The organism is Cupriavidus sp. MPR-AND1C (assembly GCF_058809705.1).
In genome coordinates, this window is record NZ_JBXASU010000114.1 from 1 (window position 1) to 20629 (window position 20629).

A 20629-nucleotide genomic window follows, 5' to 3' on the forward strand; every position below is an offset into this window, starting at 1 on the left:
TTCAATGCTTCGCAGCTGATCGGCCAGACCCAGAACGTCGTGAACATGAACGGCAACAACACGGCCTTTGCCGCCGATATCAAGTCCCACGTGACGTCGACCCAGAACGCCAGCAACAACATCTATTGAGCCGCGGGCCACGCCCGAAGCCGAATTCGCAATCCACTGAATACCCCGGAGAACTGCCATGACTACCACTCTCGCCATCAAGGACCTGTCCGTCACCGAAGAACTCGACACCCGCGCCATGCGCGCCGTGCGCGGCGGTTTCGTGCCCTTCATGCCCGTTTTCAGCGCGGTCAAGATCGACTCGACCTTCAATGCCCAGCAGCTGATCGGGCAGACGCAAAACGTCGTCAACATGAACGGCAACAACACGGCCTTTGCCGACGACATCAAGTCCCACGTGAGCTCAACGCAGAACGCAGAGAACAACATCTATCGTTGAAGCCACCGCCGCCCTCCCGGCGTGCCGGGCAGGGCGGCCCTTTTCTTGCCGCAGGGCCTCTATTTACAGGTTGGATCGCGCCGCTAGCGGATACACAATGCATGCATGGCGTGTTGATGGCGCGGCTCCTTTGCATCCGGGCCGTGACTGACCCGGCGCAACTGGCGCTGGCGATGTGGTTGACGGGGGCCGGTGCCCGCCGTGGCCTCTTCTCCCCGCCGGCGCTCGCAGGAGGCGATCGTGCCAGACCATTCCACCCCGTTCATCGTGCATGGTGCGCGCGCCGCGTTGCGGCGATGCCTGGTGGCAGGCGCCTGCCTGCTGGTACTGGCCGCTTGCGCCGACTTTCGTCCGCCGGTGTACCAGCGGCCCGAAACGCCGGCCAAGCCGGACTGGGCGCGCCAGGGATCGATCACGGTTTCGCCGGCGGAAACGATCGTGCCGAACTGGTGGCAGGCGTTCCGGGATCCGTACCTCGACGGACTGGTCGACAAGGCGATTGCGGGGAACTACGACATCAAGGTGCTGGCCGCACGCATCAAGGTAGCGGGCGCGCAGATTGCCGAGGTCAAGGCCGGCGCGCTGCCGGTCTTTGACGTGGGAGCAGGGGCAAGCTTCGAGAAGAGCACAGGCACGTCGCTCGTCAAGACCTACAACCTCGGCACCCAGGTCAACTGGGACATCGATATCTGGGGCAAGGTGGAGAAGGGTGTGCAGGCCCAGACCGCCGAGTTCAACGCGACCGAAGCGGATTGGCGTGCCGGCTACCTCACCCTGGTCTCGGATGTGTCCACCACCTACTTCCAGATACTGCAGTTCGACGAACAGATCGATCAGCAGAGCAAGACGCTAGCGAGGAACAAGCAGATCCTCACCACCTACCAGGCCATGTTCCAGAACGGCCTGATTCCGAAAATCCGCGTGATGCAGCAGCAAGCCGAGATCAACAGGCTCACCAAGGACCTGCTGGAGCTTCGCCGCTCGCGCGATATTTCCGAGAATGCGCTGGCCACGCTGGTGGGTGTGCCGGCTGGCGTGTTCAAGGTGCCGGCCGGGCGACTGCAGGAGCGCGTTCAACTGCCGACGGTGCCGGCGGGGCTGCCGTCGCAATTGCTCTCGCGGCGCCCTGACATTGTGGCGGCGGAGTATCGCGTGCTTGAGTCCGTCAACCTGGTCGGCCAGGCGCGCCTGGCGCAGCTGCCCAGCGTCAGCCTGACGGGCCGCGGCGGCACTGCGAGTTTCGCGCTGAGCGACCTGCTGAAGTCCTTCACCTTCGGCTTCATGCCGAGCATCAATCTGCCCATGCTGGACCCGGGCGTTCGTGCCCGGGTGAAGACCAGCGAGGCCCAGACCAAGGTCGCCGAGAGCGAATACGGCCGCACCGTGATTACAGCATTCGAGGAAGTGGAGAACGCGCTGGTCAACGTCGACGCGCACAAGAAGCAGCGCGTGGAACTGCAGCAGCAGGTTGCGCAATTGCGCGTGGTGTCGGCGCAGATCGAGGCCCAGCTGAAGGAAGGCGTGGTGTCCCAGCTCGATGTATTCGAGACCGAGCGATCGCTGCTGAGCGCGCAACAGGAATTGTTGGCCAACCACCAACAGATCCTGGCCGACACTGTCACCCTCTACAAGGCACTTGGGGGCGGTTGGCCAAGCACCGAGGTGAGCAACGCACCGAAAGAGACGTCGCAGCAGGTCTCGAAGTAGGGGGCTGCAACCCGTTGCGCACGAGAAGCCGGGTACGCCCGGCAAGGCGCGAAGTACGCCACCGGCGGACGTTTGACTACGGGCAAGCGTGGCCTACTATGTCCTTAGTCAACACGTTCACGACGCAGCGGGCCGCACCGGCTCGCGCCGTCGCCATGAAACATGGCTTGCCGCTGGCGCACGCGTCGTGGCACGCGCTGTTGGTGGTATCGAAACATGGCTCCAGACGAAGCTCTGATTGTCGAGATGCGGGCGAAGGTGGGGCAGGCGTTCGATATCGTGCTCGAGCCCATCTCCAACCCTGAGCTCGGCGAGATCCGCATCGACGAGAGCCTGTTCGCCGTAGGCCGCGCGGAAGCGCCTTTCGCTGCATACCCGCCCGATACGGCCGCAGTGCTCTCGCGCCGTCATGCGCGCATCTTCTCCGAGCATGGCGCGGTCTATATCGCTGACCTGGGCAGCAAGAACGGCACCACCGTCAATGGCGCGGCCGTGGCACAGCAGCCGGCCAGGCTGCGCGATGGCGATGAACTGCGCTTCGGCACGGCGCTGTCCTACCTGGTGCGGCTACGCGCTCGCGCGCCGGTCCAGGCGGCAAGCCGGGCGCCGATAGTGCTGACGCTCGTGCCCGAGCGCGACGATCTTGGGCTGCAGCCGATTGAGGTGGCTGGCTTCCCCTTCCTGATCAGCAAGGCGGATGCGTCTTTCTCCCGTTACAAGGAGAAGTATCCGCACCAGGTCAACTATGTCTCGCGCCGCCATGCGCACATCTTCCTGAGAGGGAACGATCCATTTGTCGAAGACCTTGGCAGTACCAACGGGACCTTCGTCAACGGCAAGCGGGTAGATGAGCATGCGGTCGCACTCGGCGAGAGCGACCTTCTTGCGTTTGGTGGCAATCATTTTGTCTATCGGGTTGGCATATGCAACGGGGCCGCCGCCGAGGCAACCCTCACCAGCGCGATCCTGCCGCCGTGCGATGCCGCCGAATTGCCTGCCCGGGACCAGGCGGCTCCTCTCTCTGCCCCGTCGGCCCCGTCGGCTCCGGCACCCGCCGCAGCGCCAACACCCGGTACGCCGGCGCACGATCCCGATAAGACCACGTTTGTCGCCGCGGCTGGCTCCTTCCTGGATATTTTCTGCGTCGACTATGCCGCCCAGCAGGAGGATGAGGTCAATCAGGAGGCATTGCCCCAGCCGGAAGGCGACGGCGGCGCGACGGACAAGCCGCGCGCGCAGGGCAAGTTCGCGCTGGTCATGGGCAGGCTAGGCAGCAGCTTTGGCGCTTCGGAGCGCGCTGGCCTGAAGCGCGCGGCGCGCTGGGGCGGTGCCGTTGCCGTGGCGGTCGTGGCGTTGCTGCTCTTCCTGTACTTGCGCGGCGCGCCCGAGCGCGAGATGCGGTCCTTGATGGCCGGCGGCGACTATGCCCGCGCCGCTGCCGTGGCCGGCGCGTATCTGGAGCGCCACCCGGATCATGCGCAGTTCCGCGCGATGGGTACCGAGGCGCTGCTGCGCGACCAGGTGCCGGGATGGATCGGCAAGCTGCAGGCGCGCGACTTCAATGGCGCCGAAACGGCGCTTGCGCATATGAAGACGCTCGGTGCGCACAATGCCGACGCGCGCGGCGTGCTGGATGAACTCGACTGGATCGGCCGGCTGAACCGCTTCGTGGCCGGCCGGGGCGGCGTGGATGCGCCGATCCGCATCTTCACCGATGAAGCGGGCATGCGTGCGCTGCTCAAGCACTGGAATGACGACACGCCCGCGCACCAGCGCGCGCTGGACCGCATTGCCGCCTATGTGCCGCAATTCAGGGAGCCCTATGCCGATGCGCTCAGCTATGTGCGCAAGCTGCAGAGCGACGACTCGGTCTATCTGGCAGCCATCGACCGCTTGAATGCGTCGCTGGCCACCGGGTTGGCGAGCGAGCATCCTGAAGCGCTGCAGGCCGTGCTGGCGGACTACGCGGAGAAGTATCCAAGGCTCGCCGGCATGGATCGCATCAAGGAAGACCTGCAGCAGTACATTGCGCTGGACGGCGCGGCGCGCGCAGCCACGCTAGGCCCGCTGATGGCCCAGATGGCCAAGGTCAGCTTTTCCACGCCGCCCTTCCAGGCGCGCTTTCGCGAATTGGCAGCCAGCCGCCTGCCGACGCCGGAACTGGTGCGGCAGTACGCCGAGGTGGACAAGGCCTGGCGCGCAGGGGACAGCGCCAAGGCGTTCGCCGGGCTGCAAGCGATAAAGACGGGGCCGTGGGCCGAGGCCGCGGCCAAGGACCTTGCGCGCAAGCAGGCCGTCGCCGCGCAGTTTGCCGAGTTGCAGAAGGCGCACGGCGGCAAGGGCTATGAGGACGACTTGCTGTCGTTCTACGCCATGCTCGATCCCGCCGAGGATGTCTATTTCCTACATGCTGTCGAGCCTGATGTGGCGGCGATACACGATGCGGCGATCCGGCGTGCGCAGGAACTGATGAACGCCGCGCTTGCGTCGTGGCGCCAGTATCGCCGCGATGGCGCCATCGGCGGCGAGCAGCGGCTGGAGTCCGATATCTCCGCCAAGTTCCGCGCGCAGGCACGCCTGCTGTCCAACGCCAGCGCGCAGGCGCGCCAGGGCATGCGCATCTACGCGCAGTTGAAGGTAGGCGATACGGCGCAATGGAGCCAGGTCCGGGAGGATATCGATTCGGAGACGGAGCTGCAGCGGCGTTCCCTGCAGGAATTGCGCATGGTGCTGAGCCCTGCGCTGCTCAAGTCCAAGCTGGCATTGATTGGAGGGGAGGGTGATGAAGGACGACAGCCGAGACAATCGCCTTAAGCCGCTGTCCGAGGCGCTTGAGGACCACAGTGCTGAGGGCATCGCCATTCTCAGCGCGGAGCCCTGGAAACTGATGCAGATCTCCGTGCTGGTCATGGTGTCGCTGGTCGTCTGTGCACTGGTCTGGTCGTTCGTGGGCCATGCGGATGTGATCGTGTCCGCGGACGGCACCCTTGCCCCGGAGTCCGAAGTGCGGCGGTTCTATGCGCCGGTGGACGGGGAGCTGGCGGATCTCTATGTGGCCGAGGGCCAGCCGGTGAACAAGGACGACGTGCTGGCGCGCCTGAATGCGCGTGGTGCGATCGAGGCCGCCACCAATGCGCTGGAGGCGCAGCTCAAGCTGCAGGATTCCGAGCGGGAGTGGAAGCAGTTTCCCGACAAGAAGCTGTTGATGGAGCGCAAGGCGGCAGCGTTGAAGCAGCAGATCGATGTGGCGGAACGCCTGCACGAGAATCGCACGGCGGAGGGCACGACCCGGCTCGCGGAACAACAGCGGGCACAATTGCAGCAGGCGCGCAGCAACCTGGACAGCGCACGTCGGACGCGTGAATTCGCGCGCCAGGAGCAGGACCGCTATGCCCGCTTGTTTGCGCTGCCGGGCGGCGGCGGGGTCTCGCAGTCACAGGTGGAGGGCAAGCGGATTGCGGCTGTCGAGGCGGAGAACGCGCTGCAGATTGCCCAGTCGCGGCTGGCCGAACTGGATTCCAAGCTGAGCCAGGAATTCAACCAGGCTACCGTGCAGCTCGAAGGCAGCAGCCAGGAGTTGACCAACCTGCGCATCCAGTACGACGCCGCGCTGCGCGAGATGGCCAATACGGAAGACAAGCTGCGCCTGCAGGTGCAGACCGCGCGGCTGGTTGCCGAGGCGGCGGCGCGCATCCGTTTCGAGAATATCGACAAGGACAACTTCCTGCTGATCCTGGCGCCCGTGGCGGGCGTGATCACCGATGTCAGCTCCACGCAGCGCGGTGACAAGGTCCTGGCCAATGCGCCATTGGGCGGCATCGCGCCAAAGAATGCACGCCCCGTGCTCAAGATCGAGATTGCCGAGCGTGATCGCGCCTTCCTGCGCGAGGGCTTGCCCGTCAAGCTGAAATTCAACGCTTTTCCCTACCAGCGCTATGGCTTGATTGCCGGCACGCTCGAGTACATCTCGCCAGCGACCAAGCTGGCGGGGCCGAACAAGCAGCCGGTGTACGAGGGGCGCGTCCGGCTGGCGCAAGACTACTACACGGTGGCGGACAACAAATACCCGCTGCGCTACGGCATGACCGCGACGGCGGAAATCGTGGTGCGCGAGCGGCGCCTGATTGACCTGGGGCTGGATCCGTTCCGGCAGGTGGCGGGCTGAAGCCAGCGGATGGCGGCGACGCTTGGAAGGTAGTTGGAGACGCATCGGCGGCCTGCACCTGTGTGCGGGTGGATTTTGGCGAATGGGAAACAATCAAGGAGCTGACGAGATGACAGCGATTGTGCGGGTCGACGATGAAGTCATCGGGGTCGAGGAGTTCATCCGGGTCTTGAAGCTCACGGGCCAATTCGAAGGGCTGGTCGAGCAGATTGTCAGGGACAAGCTCACGGTGCACGCGGCGAAGAAGCATGGCATCACCGTGTCGCCCGAGGATATCCAGGAACGCGCCGATCAGTTCCGGCGCGTGCAGGGCTTGCACCGGGCGACGCAGATGAACCATTACCTCGATGTGCTCGGTGTGAGCCTGGACGAGTTCGAGTCGTTCGTAACCGATAGTCTCTACCAGGAAAAGATGCTTGCCGAGGTGGCCAGCGACAAGGCGGTCGAGGCCTACTTCAAGCTGCACTCGCCGAAGTTCGACAGCATCGAGGTGAGCCATATCGTGGTAGACGCCGAGGGCAAGGCAAAGGAGCTGATCTCCTACCTGCGGGACGATCCCGACAGCTTTGCCGAGATGGCGCGCGAGCACTCCATCGCGGACACGAAGGAGCAGGGCGGCGCGATCGGCAAGGTCTTGCGCGGCTCGCTGAAGACGGATATCGAAGCCAAGGTGTTCAACGCCGCCACCGGCGACCTGCTTGGTCCGTTCCCGTCCCAGGACCGCTCCTTCTTCGAGATCTTCATGGTGAGCGCCAAGCATCCCGCCACGCTCGATGCCGATGTGGCGGCGGAGGTGCGCCGGCTCCTGCGTGAAGACTGGCTGATGGCCAGGGCGCAGGAACACGTCATCGAAGCGCGCTAGCCGCTAGCGTCCAGACGCATATGCAAGCCAGTCCCGAACTGCATCCGCTCGCCGACTTCCTGGCTGGCGTGGAAATACTCTCGCCGTTCTCGCGCGAGGAAATGGAGCGGCTGGCGGAGCATGCGCAAGCGCTTTCGTACGGCTTTGGCGAGACTATCTGCAATGCGGGCGAGGCGGCAGACGGGCTCTTCATCATCAAGTCGGGGTCCGTGCGCATCTTCAACGAGGACAATGGCAAGGAAGTCAGCCTTGGCGTGCGCAAGGCGCGCGAGGTGTTTGCCGACATCGCCATGCTGCGCGAGTACCGGCATGAATCCTCGGTGCGTTCGTCCGCCAAGACTGAGCTGCTCTTTATTCCGCGCAGTGCGACCGAACCCATGATTGCGCAAAATCCGGCGGCGATGGCTTTTGTTGCCAGCTATGTGGCGATCGGGTCGGCCGGCGGCTTTGTCGCCCGCTTGTTCGACCTGCGTGGCAAGCTCGACAAGAGTGAGCTGGAGGAGGCCGTGCGCAGCGTGGGGGTAAAGCGCGTGTCCGCCGGCAAGGAAATCCTGAAGCAGGATGCACGGGAGGATCGCCGCCTGTACGTGGTGCGCCAGGGCGAAGTGCGCATTGTGCGCACCGAGGAGGGAGTCGAGTATCCGTTGGCGACCTTGCGCCAGGGCGATATCTTTGGCGAGCGCGCCTGCGTGATGCGACAGGAGCAGATTGCGTCGGCCATCGCCGGCACGGATGCGCGGCTGCTGGTGATTCCGGAGAAGACCGTGCAGCTGATCCTGGAGCGCAATCCCAAGCTGCGCGAGGTGCTGGAGGAGCGCATACGTTTTATCGACAGGGAACTGCATCGGCAAAAGCGGATGGCCGAGCGGCGCAAGCATCCGGTGATGCTCGATCTGCGCTCGAAGCCGGAGTTCGGCGAACGCGTTATCCGCCGCTTCGCTCTGGTCGAGCAGGCCGAGGAGATGGATTGCGGCGCTGCCTGCCTGGCGATGATCTGCCGCCATCACGGCATCTCCATGACGCTCGGCAAGCTGCGCGAGCTGGCCAACGTGACCACGCAGGGCGCCACGCTGGACAGCCTGGCGCGCGCCGGCGAGTCGCTCGGCTTTACCACGCGCGGCGTGCAGTGCACGCATGATTCCCTGCTGGGTTTCGAGCTGCCGTTCATCGTGCACTGGGAGGGCTACCATTACGTGGTGGTCTACGGTGTATCGAAGCGCTGGGTGTGGGTGGCCGACCCGGCCCTGGGCTTTCGCAAGATGGGCGTGGAGGAGTTCGAGCGCGGGTGGAGCGGCACCTGCCTGCTTTTCACCTCCGGCGAAAGCATGGCGCAACTGGCGGTGGCACGCTCGCCCTGGCTGCGCTTCATCGGCTACCTGGCACCGTACAAACGGATCCTTGCGCACCTGTTCATGGCGACCTTCGTGATCCAGGTGCTGGGCGTGGTGCCGCCCCTGATCATCCAGAACATCCTTGACGGGGTGGTCGTGCACCAGAACATGGGCCTGCTGAACCTGCTGATACTTGGGTTGATCGTTTCCAGTGTGTTTTCGCAACTGATGAGTTCGGTGCGGGCGTATCTCGCCAATTTCATGGTGCGCAATATGGACTTCGCCATGATGTCGCACTTCTTCAAGCACACCTTGTCGCTGCCATTTTCCTTCTTTGCCAAGCGCAAGACGGGCGACATCTTTGCGCGTTTCCAGGAGAACCAGACTATCCGCGCCTTCCTGACCGAGTCCACGGTGACGACGGCGCTCAACCTGCTGATGGTGTTTATCTACTTCACCATCATGTTCCTTTACAACGTCAAGATGACGCTGGTGCTGATCGCCTTCGTGATCCCGATCGCGATCCTGACGATCGTGGCAACGCCAAAGGTCAAGGCTTTCGCGCGCGAGGTGTTCACCACCACGACCGATGCGCGGTCCTACCTGATGGAGGCGCTGGGCGGGGTGGAAACGGTCAAGGGCATGGGAATCGAGCGTCCGGTGCGCCTGAAGTGGGAGAAGAAATACGCCAAGGCGCTGGAGGTCCAGTACCGGGCGCAGGCGTTCCATATCCTGGTTGGGCTGGCCAGCCAGTTGCTCAATGCCGCGACCACCATCGCGGTGCTATGGGTCGGTGCGAACCTGGTGCTGCAGCGCGAGCTGACCGTTGGCCAGCTCATTGCGTTCAACGCTTTCATGGGCAGCGTGCTAGCGCCTTTGATGGGGCTGGTGGCATTGTGGGGCCAGCTCAACGATGCCGGCGTGGCGATGGAGCGCCTGGGCGACGTGCTGGACCTCGATCCGGAGCAAAAGCCGCAGGATCTGGCATCGCGCGTGATGCTGCCGGACCTGCAAGGCGAGATCAACCTGGACGGCGTCTATTTCCGCTACGGCGGCGCCGAAACGCCCTACGTGCTGGAGAACATCAGCTTCAGCATCAAGCCCGGCGAATTGCTGGCCATCGTGGGACGCAGCGGATCGGGCAAGACCACGCTGGCCAAGATGCTGGTGGGGTTCTACGTGCCCACGGAGGGCAAGATCACCGTGGACGGCTACGACCTCGGCGTGATCGATAAGGAGTATTACCGCGCGCAGATCGGCTACGTGATGCAGAGCAACCTGCTGTTCTCGGGCACCATCGCCGAGAACATTGCCTGCGGCGACGACAGCCCGGATCGCCGCCATATCGAGGAAGTCGCCAAGATGGCCGACGCCCACGCGTTCATCAGCAAGCTGCCCCTGGGTTACGAGCAGGTGGTGGGCGAGCGCGGCGTGGGTTTGTCCGGCGGGCAGATCCAGCGCCTGTGCATTGCCCGCGCGCTTTATCACGATCCGCGCCTGCTGGTTTTCGATGAGGCAACCTCGGCGCTGGACACGCAATCGGAGAGCAATATCCTTGGCAACATGCAGGAGATCTTGCAGGGCCGCACGGCCGTGATCATCGCGCACCGCCTGAGCACCATCATGCGCGCGGACAAGATCCTGGTGCTGTACGAAGGGGCCATCGTCGAGCAAGGGCGGCATGAGGAGCTGCTGGAGCGCAAGGGCATGTACTACCAGCTGGTGCAGAAGCAGCTGAGCTCGGAGTGAGCGCTTTCGCACAGCCCGGGTGCCGCTGGGCGGCAACGGCGCATCTGGCGCTTCTGGCATATCTGCCGTATCGCGACGCATGGGGGAGCGCGACATGAAGCTGTTCAACCAGGGTGGCTCCGTCGGGTCGGCCATCTCCTATGCCGGGCTGATCGAGAAGATCGAAATCCTGCGCTCGACGTTGCGCTGGGCCTCCAAGCTCGAGCGCACGGAGATCGAGAAGCTGCTCAAGCAGGCCACTACGCTGCGCGACGAGGTGATGCAGCTATCGCACAAGGAGCGCTTTGTGCAGGCGGCCGTGGCGGAGCCTGTTCCGGCCGACCTGGCACCGCGCGAGCGCCGGCAGGCGTTGCTGGAACGCAGCTTTATTTTTGAGGGCACCTTCGGCGACAATCCCAAGCTGCTGGAGGCGCTGGAGATCGCCGAGAAAGCGGCGCCCACTGATCTGCCGGTGTTGATCGATGGCGAGAGCGGCACGGGCAAGGAGCTGATGGCCAAGGTGATCCATGCCAACGGCTCCAGGACGGACAAGCCCTATATCTCGGTGAACTGCGGGGCCATCCCTGAGAATCTGCTGGAGTCGGAGTTGTTCGGCCACAAGAAGGGCGCCTTCACGGGCGCCGCCAATGATCGCCGCGGCAAGTTCGAGAGCGCGCACACGGGCACCATCTTCCTTGATGAGATTGGCGAGTTGCCTCTCACCGGGCAGGTCAAGCTGCTGCGCGTGCTGGAGTCGCACGAGATCCAGCGGGTCGGCTCCGACGAGACGATTTCGGTCGACACGCGCATCGTGGCGGCCACCAACCGGGACCTGCGGCGCCTGAGTGAGGAGGGCAAGTTTCGCGAAGACTTGTTCTACCGCCTCAGCGTGATCCACGTCACGCTGCCGCCGCTGCGCGAGCGGCGCGACGAAATCGCCTTGCTGGTAGCGTACTTCGGCGACGAGGCGGCCGGCGCGCTAAAGCGCCGGCCCGTCAAGCTGACCCCGCGCCTGCGCGACTTCCTGATGAATTACGCCTACCCGGGCAATATCCGCGAATTGCGTAACCTGATGTACCGTACCTCGTGCCTGGCTGGCGATACGGCTGATCTCGAGCATCTTCCACAGGACCTGCGGCCCAAGCCATCAGCTCCGGCGCCAGTCACCAGCGGCGCCGCGGCACCGCTCGTGGTGGATGCGTCCACGGCCACCTCGCTCAGCGAAGCCAAGCGCGCCGCCAGCGATGAAGCCGAACGCGCTTTTCTCGAGCGGGGATTGCAGGAGGTCGGCGGCACGGTGGCGGAGCTGGCCAGGCGCTTCGACATGAATCGCTCGCACCTGCAGATGCTCCTGAAGAAACACGGCATCCATTCCAAGGATTTTCGCAATCAGGGCGCCGCGCAGGGCGGCAAGGCGCGGTAGGAGGGCAGGCGGTGAGCCGCACGCCAGGCTACAGCGCGGGATTCACCATGGTCTTGTCCGAGGCGTAGAGATCCTCCGCGCGCACCACCACCGCCGAGATGTTGTCGTGGCCGCCGCGGCCCAGCGCCGCGGTCACCAGCGCCTGCGCCGCCAGTTCGCAATCGCCGCAGGCCAGCACGCTGGCGATCTCCGGGTCCCGCAGTTCATTGCTCAGGCCGTCGCTGCAGAGCAGGAACATGTCGGCGTCCGCGACTTCCACCCAGGTCTGGTCCAGTTCCAGCGCCGTGTTCGCGCCGACCGCCCGGGTGATGGTGTTGTGCGCTGGGTGATGCACGGCTTCTTCCGCGGTGATCAGACCGCGCGCCTTGAGTTCTTCCACGCGGCTGTGGTCCCTCGTCAACTGGGTCAGGTGCGCATCCCGGTACAAGTAGATGCGGCTGTCGCCTGCCCACAGGCAGCCACAGAAGCGTTCGCAGGCCATCAGCACTACCACCGTGCTGCCAATGCGCCGGACCTGCCGGCGTGCCGCTTCCTCCAGCAGTTCGCGATTGACTTCCTGCAAGGCGATGCGGGCCCCGTCGAGCAAGCTATCGAGGCTGTGCGGCAAGGCCAGCCGGGACAGCGTCTCCACGACCATATTGCTGGCATAGTCGCCAACCGCGTGGCCGCCCATGCCATCCGCCACCACCCAGAGCCCTCGCTCCGGCTGGGCGAGGCAGGCATCCTCATTGCGCTCCCGTACCAGGCCGACATCGGTGCGAGCGGCTGAAGTCCAGCGGAATTGCGATGCACAGGTCACGATCATCTCCGGTGTTCGGGCAAGCTTGGACGCCGCAATGCCACGCCAGCGCCTGGGTGGCATTGGCGTGGCGGGCGGCGCATGGCCGGGCCGTTCGGGCTGTGCGCGAACCGGGCTACATCCGGCCGTCGTTCCTTGCCCCTTGTCCCGCTTGCACATTGATGTTCGCGCCGGGCGCCGTATTGCGAACGTCGATGTTCTGGAACTGGTTAACCATCTGATCAGCATAGAAGCTGTTGTTGATCTCGTAAAAGTTGACGACGGGCCCAACGCTCTGCCGGGGCGGGGAATAGGGCTGGATCCAGCCGAATACCCAGGGCGCGCCGCCGCCGCGGATGGCCGCCATGGCCTGGCCGTCCAGCGTGCGGTTGGTGTAGAGGTCTTTGATGGTGAGCGCCGCCATGATGGTCTCCGGTGCGTGGGATGAGTAGGGGCTGTGTTGCGGTCCGTGGCTACTTGCCATGCTTCTATAGAGCAAAGCGCATGCCAGTGATGCGGCTGGCCCGATGCGGTGCCGTAAGTGCTTGAATTTTCTGTGTTTCCCCTCCTCGTTGGCGACGCCAGGCTGATCTCGGACTTCGCGGCGGGGCCGTGAGCGTTGGCGCAACGCCAACATCCTCTGCCGGCATGGTGGGGGAAACCCACCGATTTGACTCGGGCTCGCCGCCCGGCAGTTGTCTCGCGCGAAGTCGCGCCATAGAGCACTGCCGCGGCCATCGCATCCACTTCGCCATGGCTTCCACGGCATCGGGGCCTCTCTGATGGCATGGCACCAACACTATTGGCATCAGGCTGTTGGCTGGCCGCAGACGCTTATCCCCTGCCTGTCCGGTTGAAAGCTCCGCAATCCCCTGATCTGCCTGGGATGGCGCCGGGTGGCACGGTTGATGCGGACGGTATGGCAACCAGCAGGCAATGCCTGCAGCCAGCAAACAGATAGCAAACAGATCAGAGGCAGCCATGAACCACCAACACCAACAACAAGACAAGGCTATCGATGCCGACCTTCCCCTGGGCGCGCACCTGGTCACGGAACGCCGCGGCTATGCCCATCACGGCATTTACATTGGCGACGGCAAGGTCGTCCACTACGCCGGCTTTGCCGGCTCGCTCCATCGCGGCCCTGTGGAGGAAACCACGGTGGGCGCTTTCGCGGCAGGCCACACAGTCACCGTGAAGGCCAATCCTTGCGCCAGGTATGTCGGCCTGGAAGCCGTGGCGCGCGCCCGCTCCCGCCTCGGTGAGGACAACTACCGGCTCCTGACCAACAATTGCGAGCATTTCTGCACTTGGTGCCTGCTTGGCGAAGGCCGCAGCGAGCAAGTGGAAGCCTGCCTGCACCACCCCTCCATGGCTGTGCAGGCCGTCGCCAACCTGCTCAGGGCATTTCTCGAAACCGAGTTCAAGGGCGCGCACTTCGGTGCCCGTGCCGCCTAGCGCCTGACGTGGGGCGTATCAACAAGGCAAGTCCAGGAGACTGACATGCAAACCGCCAAGATATCCCTGCGTGGGCTGATCGACAAATGGCTTGGCGCCAACCTGGCGGCACCCGCGCGGATCACCCGCGTGCGCAGTTCGCGGGCTTGCCGCAGCGGCTGTATCCGAGTGGATGTGGCCCGCCCGTCGGGGCAGTTGTCGATGTTCTTCTTCCGCCATGCCGATGGGTGCTGGTGCGTATTCCCGCCAGCGCTCAGGGTGGGCTGGGGTGCTTGACCTGCGCCACGCCGCATGCGTGCTCGATGCCTTCTTCTGGCCACGCAGCGACGTGTCCATCTATCATGGCTTCATCCCCAGCGACGAGGAGCCGCACGATGGAACGACGATTCGAGTACGGCGGTTATGCCGTGGTGGCACGCGCGGCTGCGCTGGCTGGTGGCGGCTATATGGCGACGGTTGTCATTTCCGACGCCTTCGGCGACGCGCCGCAGCCTTCATTCGAGGAAGAGGCTGGCGTGGCTGGCACGGCGGAAGCCGCGATTGCCCTGGCGGAAGCCTCGGCCATGCGGACCATCGACGCCGGGCAGGTGAACTAGCCGGGCAGGCCCCGGCACTTCAATGTCGTGCAGGGCCGTCATTAGCCGGACTTTGCGCAGGTGCGCTTGCCGCGACTTAGAATGGCGGTTGCCGGTCAGCCTGACGCCCGTCCGGGCGCGCCGCCCGGCCCCTCCGGAACCCCATGTACGCCATCCTGCCAGCCTTCGTGTCCGCCATTTTTCTGGGATTCGGCTTGTACGTGCTGGTCACCAAGGGCGTCACGCGCATTTCCACGTCCTTCTTTCTGATGTGCGTGACCACCTTTGCCTGGCAGGGAACCTGGGCCTTCCTGTTCCAGGCTGAGCAGCCGGATGTGGCGCTGCTGCTCGCCAAGGTGGGCTATCTGTTCATCATCTTCCTGCCGACCTGTTTCTATCACTTCGTGACCGAGGTCACCGAGTGCCGCACCGAGCGCCCGCTGCTGCTGGTTTCCTACGGGCTGTCCCTGGTGCTGGCGGTGATGGTGTTGACTGGCGGTGAGGTGGTGTCCGGCTTCTATACCTATTTCTTCGGTGAGTACCCCAAGGCCGGGCGGCTGCATCCGCTGCATGTGGCGCAGACGGTGCTGCTGGCCTGCCGCAGCGGCTGGCTGCTACTGGGCGCGCGCCGCAGCGCCACGGGCGAGAAGCGCAAGCGTCTGGATCTGTGCCTGGTGAGCCTGTGCCTTTACTCGCTGGCGGCGGTCGACTACGCGGCCAATTACGGCTATGCCTTTTATCCGCCGGGCGTGATCTTTATCGGCATCAGCCTGGGCATTCTTGCGGTGACCATCGTGCGCTACGACTTGATGCACCCCTTCTCGCTGGCGGCTACCGTGGCGCACGAGGTGCGCACCCCCTTGACCACGATCCGCCTGCAGGCCGACGAAATCGGCCGAGCCTGGCCCGATCTGCTGGCCGGCTATCAACTGGCGGTGGAGCACGGTTTGTGCAAGGACAGCATGCGGCCCGGGCAACTGAACCGGGCCGCCGGCCTGGTCGCCTCCATTCAACGGGAGATTGATGGCACCCACACCGTGATCGACATGGCGCTTGCCTCCGTCACGCTGGAACGGCTGGACCGCCATAGCTTCACCGCACAATCCCTGCGGCACTGCGTGGTGTCCGCTCTCGAGCGCTATCCGTTCCTGGCGGGGGAGCGGGAAAGGGTGGCGGTAGGCCCGATTGATCCGGCCTGGTGCTTCCGGGGCTCCGATACGCTGCTGGTCTACGTGCTGTTCAACCTGCTCAAGAACGCACTGCAGGCCATGCGTGCGAGCGTCGACGGCCGCATCGAGATCGGAGTGGTGCAAGAACGCGGCTGCTGGCTGCTTCGCTTCAGCGATACCGGCCCCGGCATCGCGCGGGAAGTCCTCCCGCGGATCTTCGATCCCTTCTTTTCCACCAAGGCCCACGGCAGCGGCGCTGGCATGGGGCTGGCCTTCTGCCGGCGCGTGGTCGAGGCGTTCGATGGCCGCATCCAATGCGAATCCGTGCGTGGCGTCCATACCACCTTCACGCTGCGCCTGCCGGACGCGCACACCGGCAAAGGCCGTGTCATGCGTGCCCGCCCCGCCAGCCAAGTGCCGGCCAGCGGGGCGGGGCCCGTTTAGCTAGCGAAGGTAGGCAACTTCAACTCATACTCCTTGACGCGCTCCACGATCTCCTTCGGGAAGCGCATGATGCGCTTGTCCCTGCCGGCGAACACGATCTGCTGGTAGCCGAGCGACACGGGGCGGCCTCCAACGCAAAAGCGGAACAGCAGGTAAGCCGAGCACTGCTTCACCTGGAAGGTATTGAGGTAGCAGTCCACCTTCTGGAACGGGAAGGTCTCTTCCACGTACTCCTGATGCGCGCGCTTGGTCACGAACACGCCTCCGGCAGCCAGCAGGTTGTCGTGAATGCACTCGTGGAACCAGCGTTCCCGGCAGACACCCTGCCACTCGAAGTAGCGCGCAAAGTAAGTATTCATGAAGGCGTTGGAATCCTTGAGATAGATATCGATTGCATGATGGAACGTCTTTTGCGGGGGCGTCTCCTGTATGTCTCGCGTGAACATGTCGCTACCGCGGCTAAGCACATGGGGGATTGCGTCTCGCATCAACATTGAAAGCTCCTGGCTAGGAATGGCTGCTGGCGGCAGCCACGCACGCCCCCCCGAAAGGGCGGGGCACACCGCATTCTGTCTGCTTTGCCACGCCGGGTGACGTGAACGAGGGATGTTGTTGCGCGGGCTGGCGGCACGTCGGGGCGGCCGCCGGCGACCGAGGGCGGGGTGCCGTATACTCTCGTGCTTTCACGCGCAGCGTGAGCGTTTCCTTATCTTTGTTGATTTGCGACCAAAAGCTGGTGCAGGTCGAGGCAAATTGACAGGGAGTGCATTGGAATGGGTGCAAGGGCAGGGATCGAGACTGCTGCCGGGCGCCCGAAGAACTTAGCTTTGAAGCTGTAAGACCATGAATTCGACTCCTCGCCGTATTTCAGTTGCACCGATGATGGATTGGACTGATCGTCATTGTCGTATGTTTCACCGGCAACTGAGCCGCCATACCTGGCTGTACACGGAGATGGTGACCACTGGTGCGCTGCTTCATGGCGATGTGGCTCGTCATCTCGACTTTGACGCCGCTGAGCAACCCGTGGCCCTGCAACTCGGCGGCAGCGAGCCCGCTGACCTGGCCGCCGCGGCGAAACTGGGTGAGCGATGGGGCTACGTGGAGGTCAATCTGAACTGTGGCTGCCCTTCCGAGCGGGTTCAGCGCGGCGCATTCGGTGCTTGCCTGATGGCGGAACCGGAACTGGTGGCGGATTGCGTGAAGGCGATGCGCGACGCGGTATCGATTCCCGTGACCGTCAAGCATCGCATCGGTATTGACACGATCGAACATTACGACTTTGTTCGCGACTTCGTCGGCACCGTGGCTGATGCGGGGTGCGAGACCTTTATCGTGCATGCGCGCAATGCGATCCTGAAGGGATTGAGCCCGAAGGAAAATCGCGAGATCCCGCCGCTGCGCTACGAAGTGGCTTACCAACTCAAGCAGGAATTCCCGCATCTCGAGATCCTGATCAACGGCGGTATCGTCACGCACGACGAGATGGACGTGCACCTGGCGCATGTGGATGGCGTCATGATTGGACGCGAGGCCTATCACCAGCCCTACGTGCTGGCGGAAATGGACAGGCGTTTCTACACTGCGCAGACCCCGGTGCCGTCACGGCTGGACGTTGAACTGGCGATGCAGCGCTATATCGGGGATTTGGTCGAGAAGGGCGGCTATATGGGCGCGGTGACGCGCCATATGCTGGGCCTGCATCGCGGAATCCATGGCGGCCGCGGCTGGCGGCGGGTTTTGTCGGATGCGCGCCGCATGCACGCGGTGCGCACACGCGCAGCCGTCGACGCTATGTTTGAAGAGGCGCGGGCGCATCTGCTGCCGGGAGGCGCGCCATCCCTCGCGGCGGCTTGAGCAAGATCCGCTAGGGCTAGCGGCTGGAGTCCGGATTCTCTGGAGGTACTCTCGTATGTGGCCAGCAAGCAGTCCTGATTGCGAATAGATCGCATTTGTGCGCCCCGAGCATAATGGATGTTGAGCGCTTGTTGCGGTGTTGGCTGGAGTATTTCCTCTAACTTCGAATATCCTTTTTATGCTCGGGAGTCGCGGGGGGCTGTGATGCGCACTTGATCGTCGCGGCGGGCCGCTTTGCCGCCATGGCAAAGGGATTCCCCTAATTAGTCACGAAGCCGCAAGTTCTTACACTGTGCTTGCCCTCGAATACAGGGCTTTCTTCAACTGATTGTTCAGCCCGCCTAGTGCGGGCTTTTTTTTGTCGTGGGTACTGCGACCGCATGGTCGACTTCGGTTTACCCGGATAGTACGAATGGGAAATGACAGCTAGATTACCAAGGCCTTCAGGGCAATTGAGATCGCAAATTTAAGAACCCGCGTTGCGGGTTCTTTTTTTGCTTTTTTTGCCTGTTTTTGTCTGTTACCGCTCGCCATCAAGTGGCCGCCTTGGCAGGTACCGCGCGCTACTTTTCGCTGGTGCGTGAGATGCCCATGTCAACGGCGCCATATGCCGTGATGCTTGACGCCCGGCCATCGGCGCCTTGGCTGGCACATCCCATAAGGAGTGCCAGTAGCGCGCAGCCCGCCAGCCGTCCCCACAACGTTTGCTTCATGGTTCTTTCCCTGTGTTGCCGAGGAAACGGCATTCCCTATTGGGTATCTGGTACCGGGTTTGGTTCCCGTTTGGGGGCAACCCGCGCAACGAGCGGCGGCGAACTCCTGCGGGGAAATTAGGCGGAAAGAGGCGGGGGTAGGGGGGGCTACCTTGGGACCATCTGACGTCTGGTTTATCCGATGACAAAACGGTGCAGCAGCAACGTCGCAATGGCTGGGCAGGCGAGGACCAGTCCGCCCAGTGCGGGGAATCGCTGCGACCACATACCGATTAGGGCGGGGATCGCAGCAATCGGACCAAGGATATGCATCAGCAAGGAAAGCACGGTATTGGGGTGGCCGGCGTTCGCAGCCTGCGACACTTCGCTTCCGCCATGCGGGCCGAAGAGCCCGTACGCACTTCCGAGCAGGAGGACGACCAGGCAAAGCGTGGCGGCTAGCTTGAGGGTGAGTTTGGCGCTGAAGGACAGCATCGCTGTTTTTTCCACTTGGATTGTGAGCCCCTCCGTGGGCCGGGTAGGGCGCCTGGCGCATGCCAAGAATGCTTGTGAAAATAGCGCAAACTGCACCTAAACCAACTGAGACTTTTCTAAGTCAGAATTAAGTCGAGTCGGGGTGGCGGACAGCGTACTTGATGGCGTGTGCCATTGTTTGCGGTTTTGCAGGGCGGGTCGGTACAAGCTTGTCGTTACCCTCTGCAGTTTCTTGGCCTAGATTCAACGCTAGGGCGCATCAGCGGCGGGGTGGTGCACTGGCGTCCCTCTTGTGGCGAGGGCGTTATTGCGGAAGACGTCCTGAGCTGGATGCCGGGGCCGGCAGTGGCAAGCCGGCTGTCGCCCTTTGAGGAGGTGGAGACCGCCAAGACTCCATGCGCTGGCAAGCTGCACCTCGCGGCAGGTGACGGGTGGTGTGTGCTTTGTTCTCCCTTCGACTTGATCTAGCATGGAACCGTCAGATTTTCCTGGCGCAGGTTTGAGGAGATGGTTATGGGAAAGTGTGATCTGGATGGGGAGTGCTCCGCAGAGGGGGGGTGTGCTGCCAAGGGCTTAGCCATTGGCGTGCTTGTGCTGGGTGCCTTGCTGGCGTTCGGGTGCCTCTGCTGCGCGCGGCACAAGGCCCTCCGCAACCATGAATAGGCGACTTGAGCGAACTCGTGTGGGTCGCGCGACGAGGCTGTGTCACTGCCGGCGCGTGCGTTATCGGTCCGCAGGCGTTTTGCGTGCGCCGGAATTCATGTCCATGTTGATATCCTGACCTGTCGCTTGTCGTCGTCATTGACGCGTGCTGGCCGGCCGCGCATTGGCGCAACTAACGGATATGACAGATCAGAGGACACTTCATGCAGAAGATCACCCCCTTCCTGTGGTTCGACGGCCAGGCTGAAGAGGCCATGCATTTCTACACGTCCGTCTTCAAGAACTCGCGGCCCGGAAGGGTCATGCGCTACGGGGAAGCCGGCCCGGGAGTGAATGGCTCAGTCCTCTCGGCCTCGTTCGAGCTGGAGGGCCTCGAGTTCACGGCGCTCAACGGCGGACCGCATTTCACATTTACCCCGGCTATCTCATTGTTTGTGAGCTGTGAGTCGCAATCGGAAGTGGACGCCCTGTGGGGGCAATTGTCCGCTGGCGGGGAGGAAGGGCAGTGCGGTTGGCTCAGGGATAAGTTTGGCGTGTCCTGGCAGATCGTTCCATCGATCCTCGGCCGGCTGCTGCAGGACAAGGATGCGGGCAAGTCGGCTCGGGTCATGGAGGCAATGCTCAAGATGCGTAAGCTAGACATCGCTTTGCTAGCGCAGGCATACGAGCAAAATTGATCCGAAATGTTGATTATGCTCAACTTTAGTCCTCTCGAAAGATTCGCTCAAGAAAACGCTTGCCAAGGCCGAGGGGGTCCCCTATGATTCGCCCCCTCGCAACACGAAACGCCGCTGCAAAGCAGACGGGACAAGGGTTGCGGGGTTGGCGGGGTGG

17 protein-coding genes are annotated in these 20629 nt (G+C 63.4%); 13 read left to right on the top strand and 4 right to left on the bottom strand.

Annotated features, from left to right (window positions below):
- Positions 1–187: 187 nt before the first annotated feature.
- The 7 genes from AC1RWI_RS34090 (at position 188) to AC1RWI_RS34120 (ending at position 11664) form a co-directional block, all read left to right on the top strand.
- Positions 188–448 (top strand): hypothetical protein, encoded by a 261-nt coding sequence (locus AC1RWI_RS34090; protein WP_492870525.1) that lies wholly within the window; start codon positions 188–190, stop codon positions 446–448.
- Between the two features lie 267 nt (positions 449–715).
- The gene (locus AC1RWI_RS34095; RefSeq protein WP_492870527.1) at positions 716–2155 is read left to right on the top strand and encodes an efflux transporter outer membrane subunit; all 1440 of its coding nucleotides are present in this window, start codon (positions 716–718) and stop codon (positions 2153–2155) included.
- 216 nt (positions 2156–2371) lie between these two features.
- Positions 2372–4969 (top strand): FHA domain-containing protein, encoded by a 2598-nt coding sequence (locus tag AC1RWI_RS34100; protein WP_492870526.1) that lies wholly within the window; start codon positions 2372–2374, stop codon positions 4967–4969.
- The gene (locus tag AC1RWI_RS34105) at positions 4938–6320 is read left to right on the top strand and encodes a beta-barrel domain-containing protein (protein ID WP_043347278.1); all 1383 of its coding nucleotides are present in this window, start codon (positions 4938–4940) and stop codon (positions 6318–6320) included. Before AC1RWI_RS34100 ends, AC1RWI_RS34105 begins: the two co-directional genes overlap by 32 nt.
- Positions 6321–6429: 109 nt before the next feature.
- Complete coding sequence (locus AC1RWI_RS34110; RefSeq protein WP_043347277.1) at positions 6430–7182, top strand: peptidylprolyl isomerase; 753 nt, start codon at positions 6430–6432, stop codon at positions 7180–7182.
- Positions 7183–7202: 20 nt separating this feature from the next.
- Positions 7203–10262, top strand: coding sequence for a peptidase domain-containing ABC transporter (locus AC1RWI_RS34115; RefSeq protein ID WP_043347274.1), 3060 nt, complete (start codon positions 7203–7205; stop codon positions 10260–10262).
- Positions 10263–10356: 94 nt separating this feature from the next.
- Positions 10357–11664, top strand: a complete 1308-nt coding sequence (locus AC1RWI_RS34120; protein WP_043352035.1) for a sigma-54 interaction domain-containing protein — start codon at positions 10357–10359, stop codon at positions 11662–11664.
- Positions 11665–11692: 28 nt separating this feature from the next.
- On the opposite strand, the gene AC1RWI_RS34125 is transcribed toward AC1RWI_RS34120, so the two are convergent.
- Positions 11693–12463 carry a PP2C family protein-serine/threonine phosphatase gene (locus AC1RWI_RS34125; RefSeq protein ID WP_043352032.1) on the bottom strand — a complete coding sequence of 257 codons (771 nt, stop codon included), beginning with the start codon at positions 12461–12463 and terminating at the stop codon, positions 11693–11695.
- Between the two features lie 115 nt (positions 12464–12578).
- Positions 12579–12866, bottom strand: coding sequence for a hypothetical protein (locus tag AC1RWI_RS34130; protein WP_043347272.1), 288 nt, complete (start codon positions 12864–12866; stop codon positions 12579–12581).
- A gap of 557 nt (positions 12867–13423) precedes the next feature.
- On the opposite strand from AC1RWI_RS34130, the gene AC1RWI_RS34135 reads away from it, so the two are divergent.
- From AC1RWI_RS34135 to AC1RWI_RS34150, 4 genes are all read left to right on the top strand, one after another.
- Positions 13424–13900 carry a lecithin retinol acyltransferase family protein gene (locus AC1RWI_RS34135; protein ID WP_043347270.1) on the top strand — a complete coding sequence of 159 codons (477 nt, stop codon included), beginning with the start codon at positions 13424–13426 and terminating at the stop codon, positions 13898–13900.
- A gap of 45 nt (positions 13901–13945) precedes the next feature.
- The gene (locus tag AC1RWI_RS34140; RefSeq protein WP_043347268.1) at positions 13946–14176 is read left to right on the top strand and encodes a hypothetical protein; all 231 of its coding nucleotides are present in this window, start codon (positions 13946–13948) and stop codon (positions 14174–14176) included.
- 98 nt (positions 14177–14274) lie between these two features.
- Positions 14275–14496 (top strand): hypothetical protein, encoded by a 222-nt coding sequence (locus AC1RWI_RS34145; RefSeq protein ID WP_043347265.1) that lies wholly within the window; start codon positions 14275–14277, stop codon positions 14494–14496.
- 143 nt (positions 14497–14639) lie between these two features.
- The gene (locus AC1RWI_RS34150; protein WP_043347263.1) at positions 14640–16088 is read left to right on the top strand and encodes a sensor histidine kinase; all 1449 of its coding nucleotides are present in this window, start codon (positions 14640–14642) and stop codon (positions 16086–16088) included.
- Here AC1RWI_RS34150 and AC1RWI_RS34155 read toward each other — a convergent pair.
- Positions 16085–16582, bottom strand: a complete 498-nt coding sequence (locus tag AC1RWI_RS34155; protein WP_043347261.1) for an acyl-CoA thioesterase — start codon at positions 16580–16582, stop codon at positions 16085–16087. The two genes, AC1RWI_RS34150 and AC1RWI_RS34155, sit on opposite strands and share 4 nt — an antisense overlap.
- A 349-nt stretch (positions 16583–16931) precedes the next feature.
- Between AC1RWI_RS34155 and dusA the strand changes: the two genes are divergently transcribed.
- Positions 16932–17945, top strand: coding sequence for a tRNA dihydrouridine(20/20a) synthase DusA (gene dusA, locus AC1RWI_RS34160; protein ID WP_043347258.1), 1014 nt, complete (start codon positions 16932–16934; stop codon positions 17943–17945).
- Positions 17946–18832: 887 nt separating this feature from the next.
- On the opposite strand, the gene AC1RWI_RS34165 is transcribed toward dusA, so the two are convergent.
- Positions 18833–19132, bottom strand: a complete 300-nt coding sequence (locus AC1RWI_RS34165) for a hypothetical protein (protein WP_043347255.1) — start codon at positions 19130–19132, stop codon at positions 18833–18835.
- Positions 19133–19998: 866 nt separating this feature from the next.
- Here AC1RWI_RS34165 and AC1RWI_RS34170 point away from each other — a divergent pair.
- Positions 19999–20472 carry a VOC family protein gene (locus AC1RWI_RS34170; RefSeq protein ID WP_043347253.1) on the top strand — a complete coding sequence of 158 codons (474 nt, stop codon included), beginning with the start codon at positions 19999–20001 and terminating at the stop codon, positions 20470–20472.
- The last annotated feature ends 157 nt before the right edge of the window (positions 20473–20629 follow it).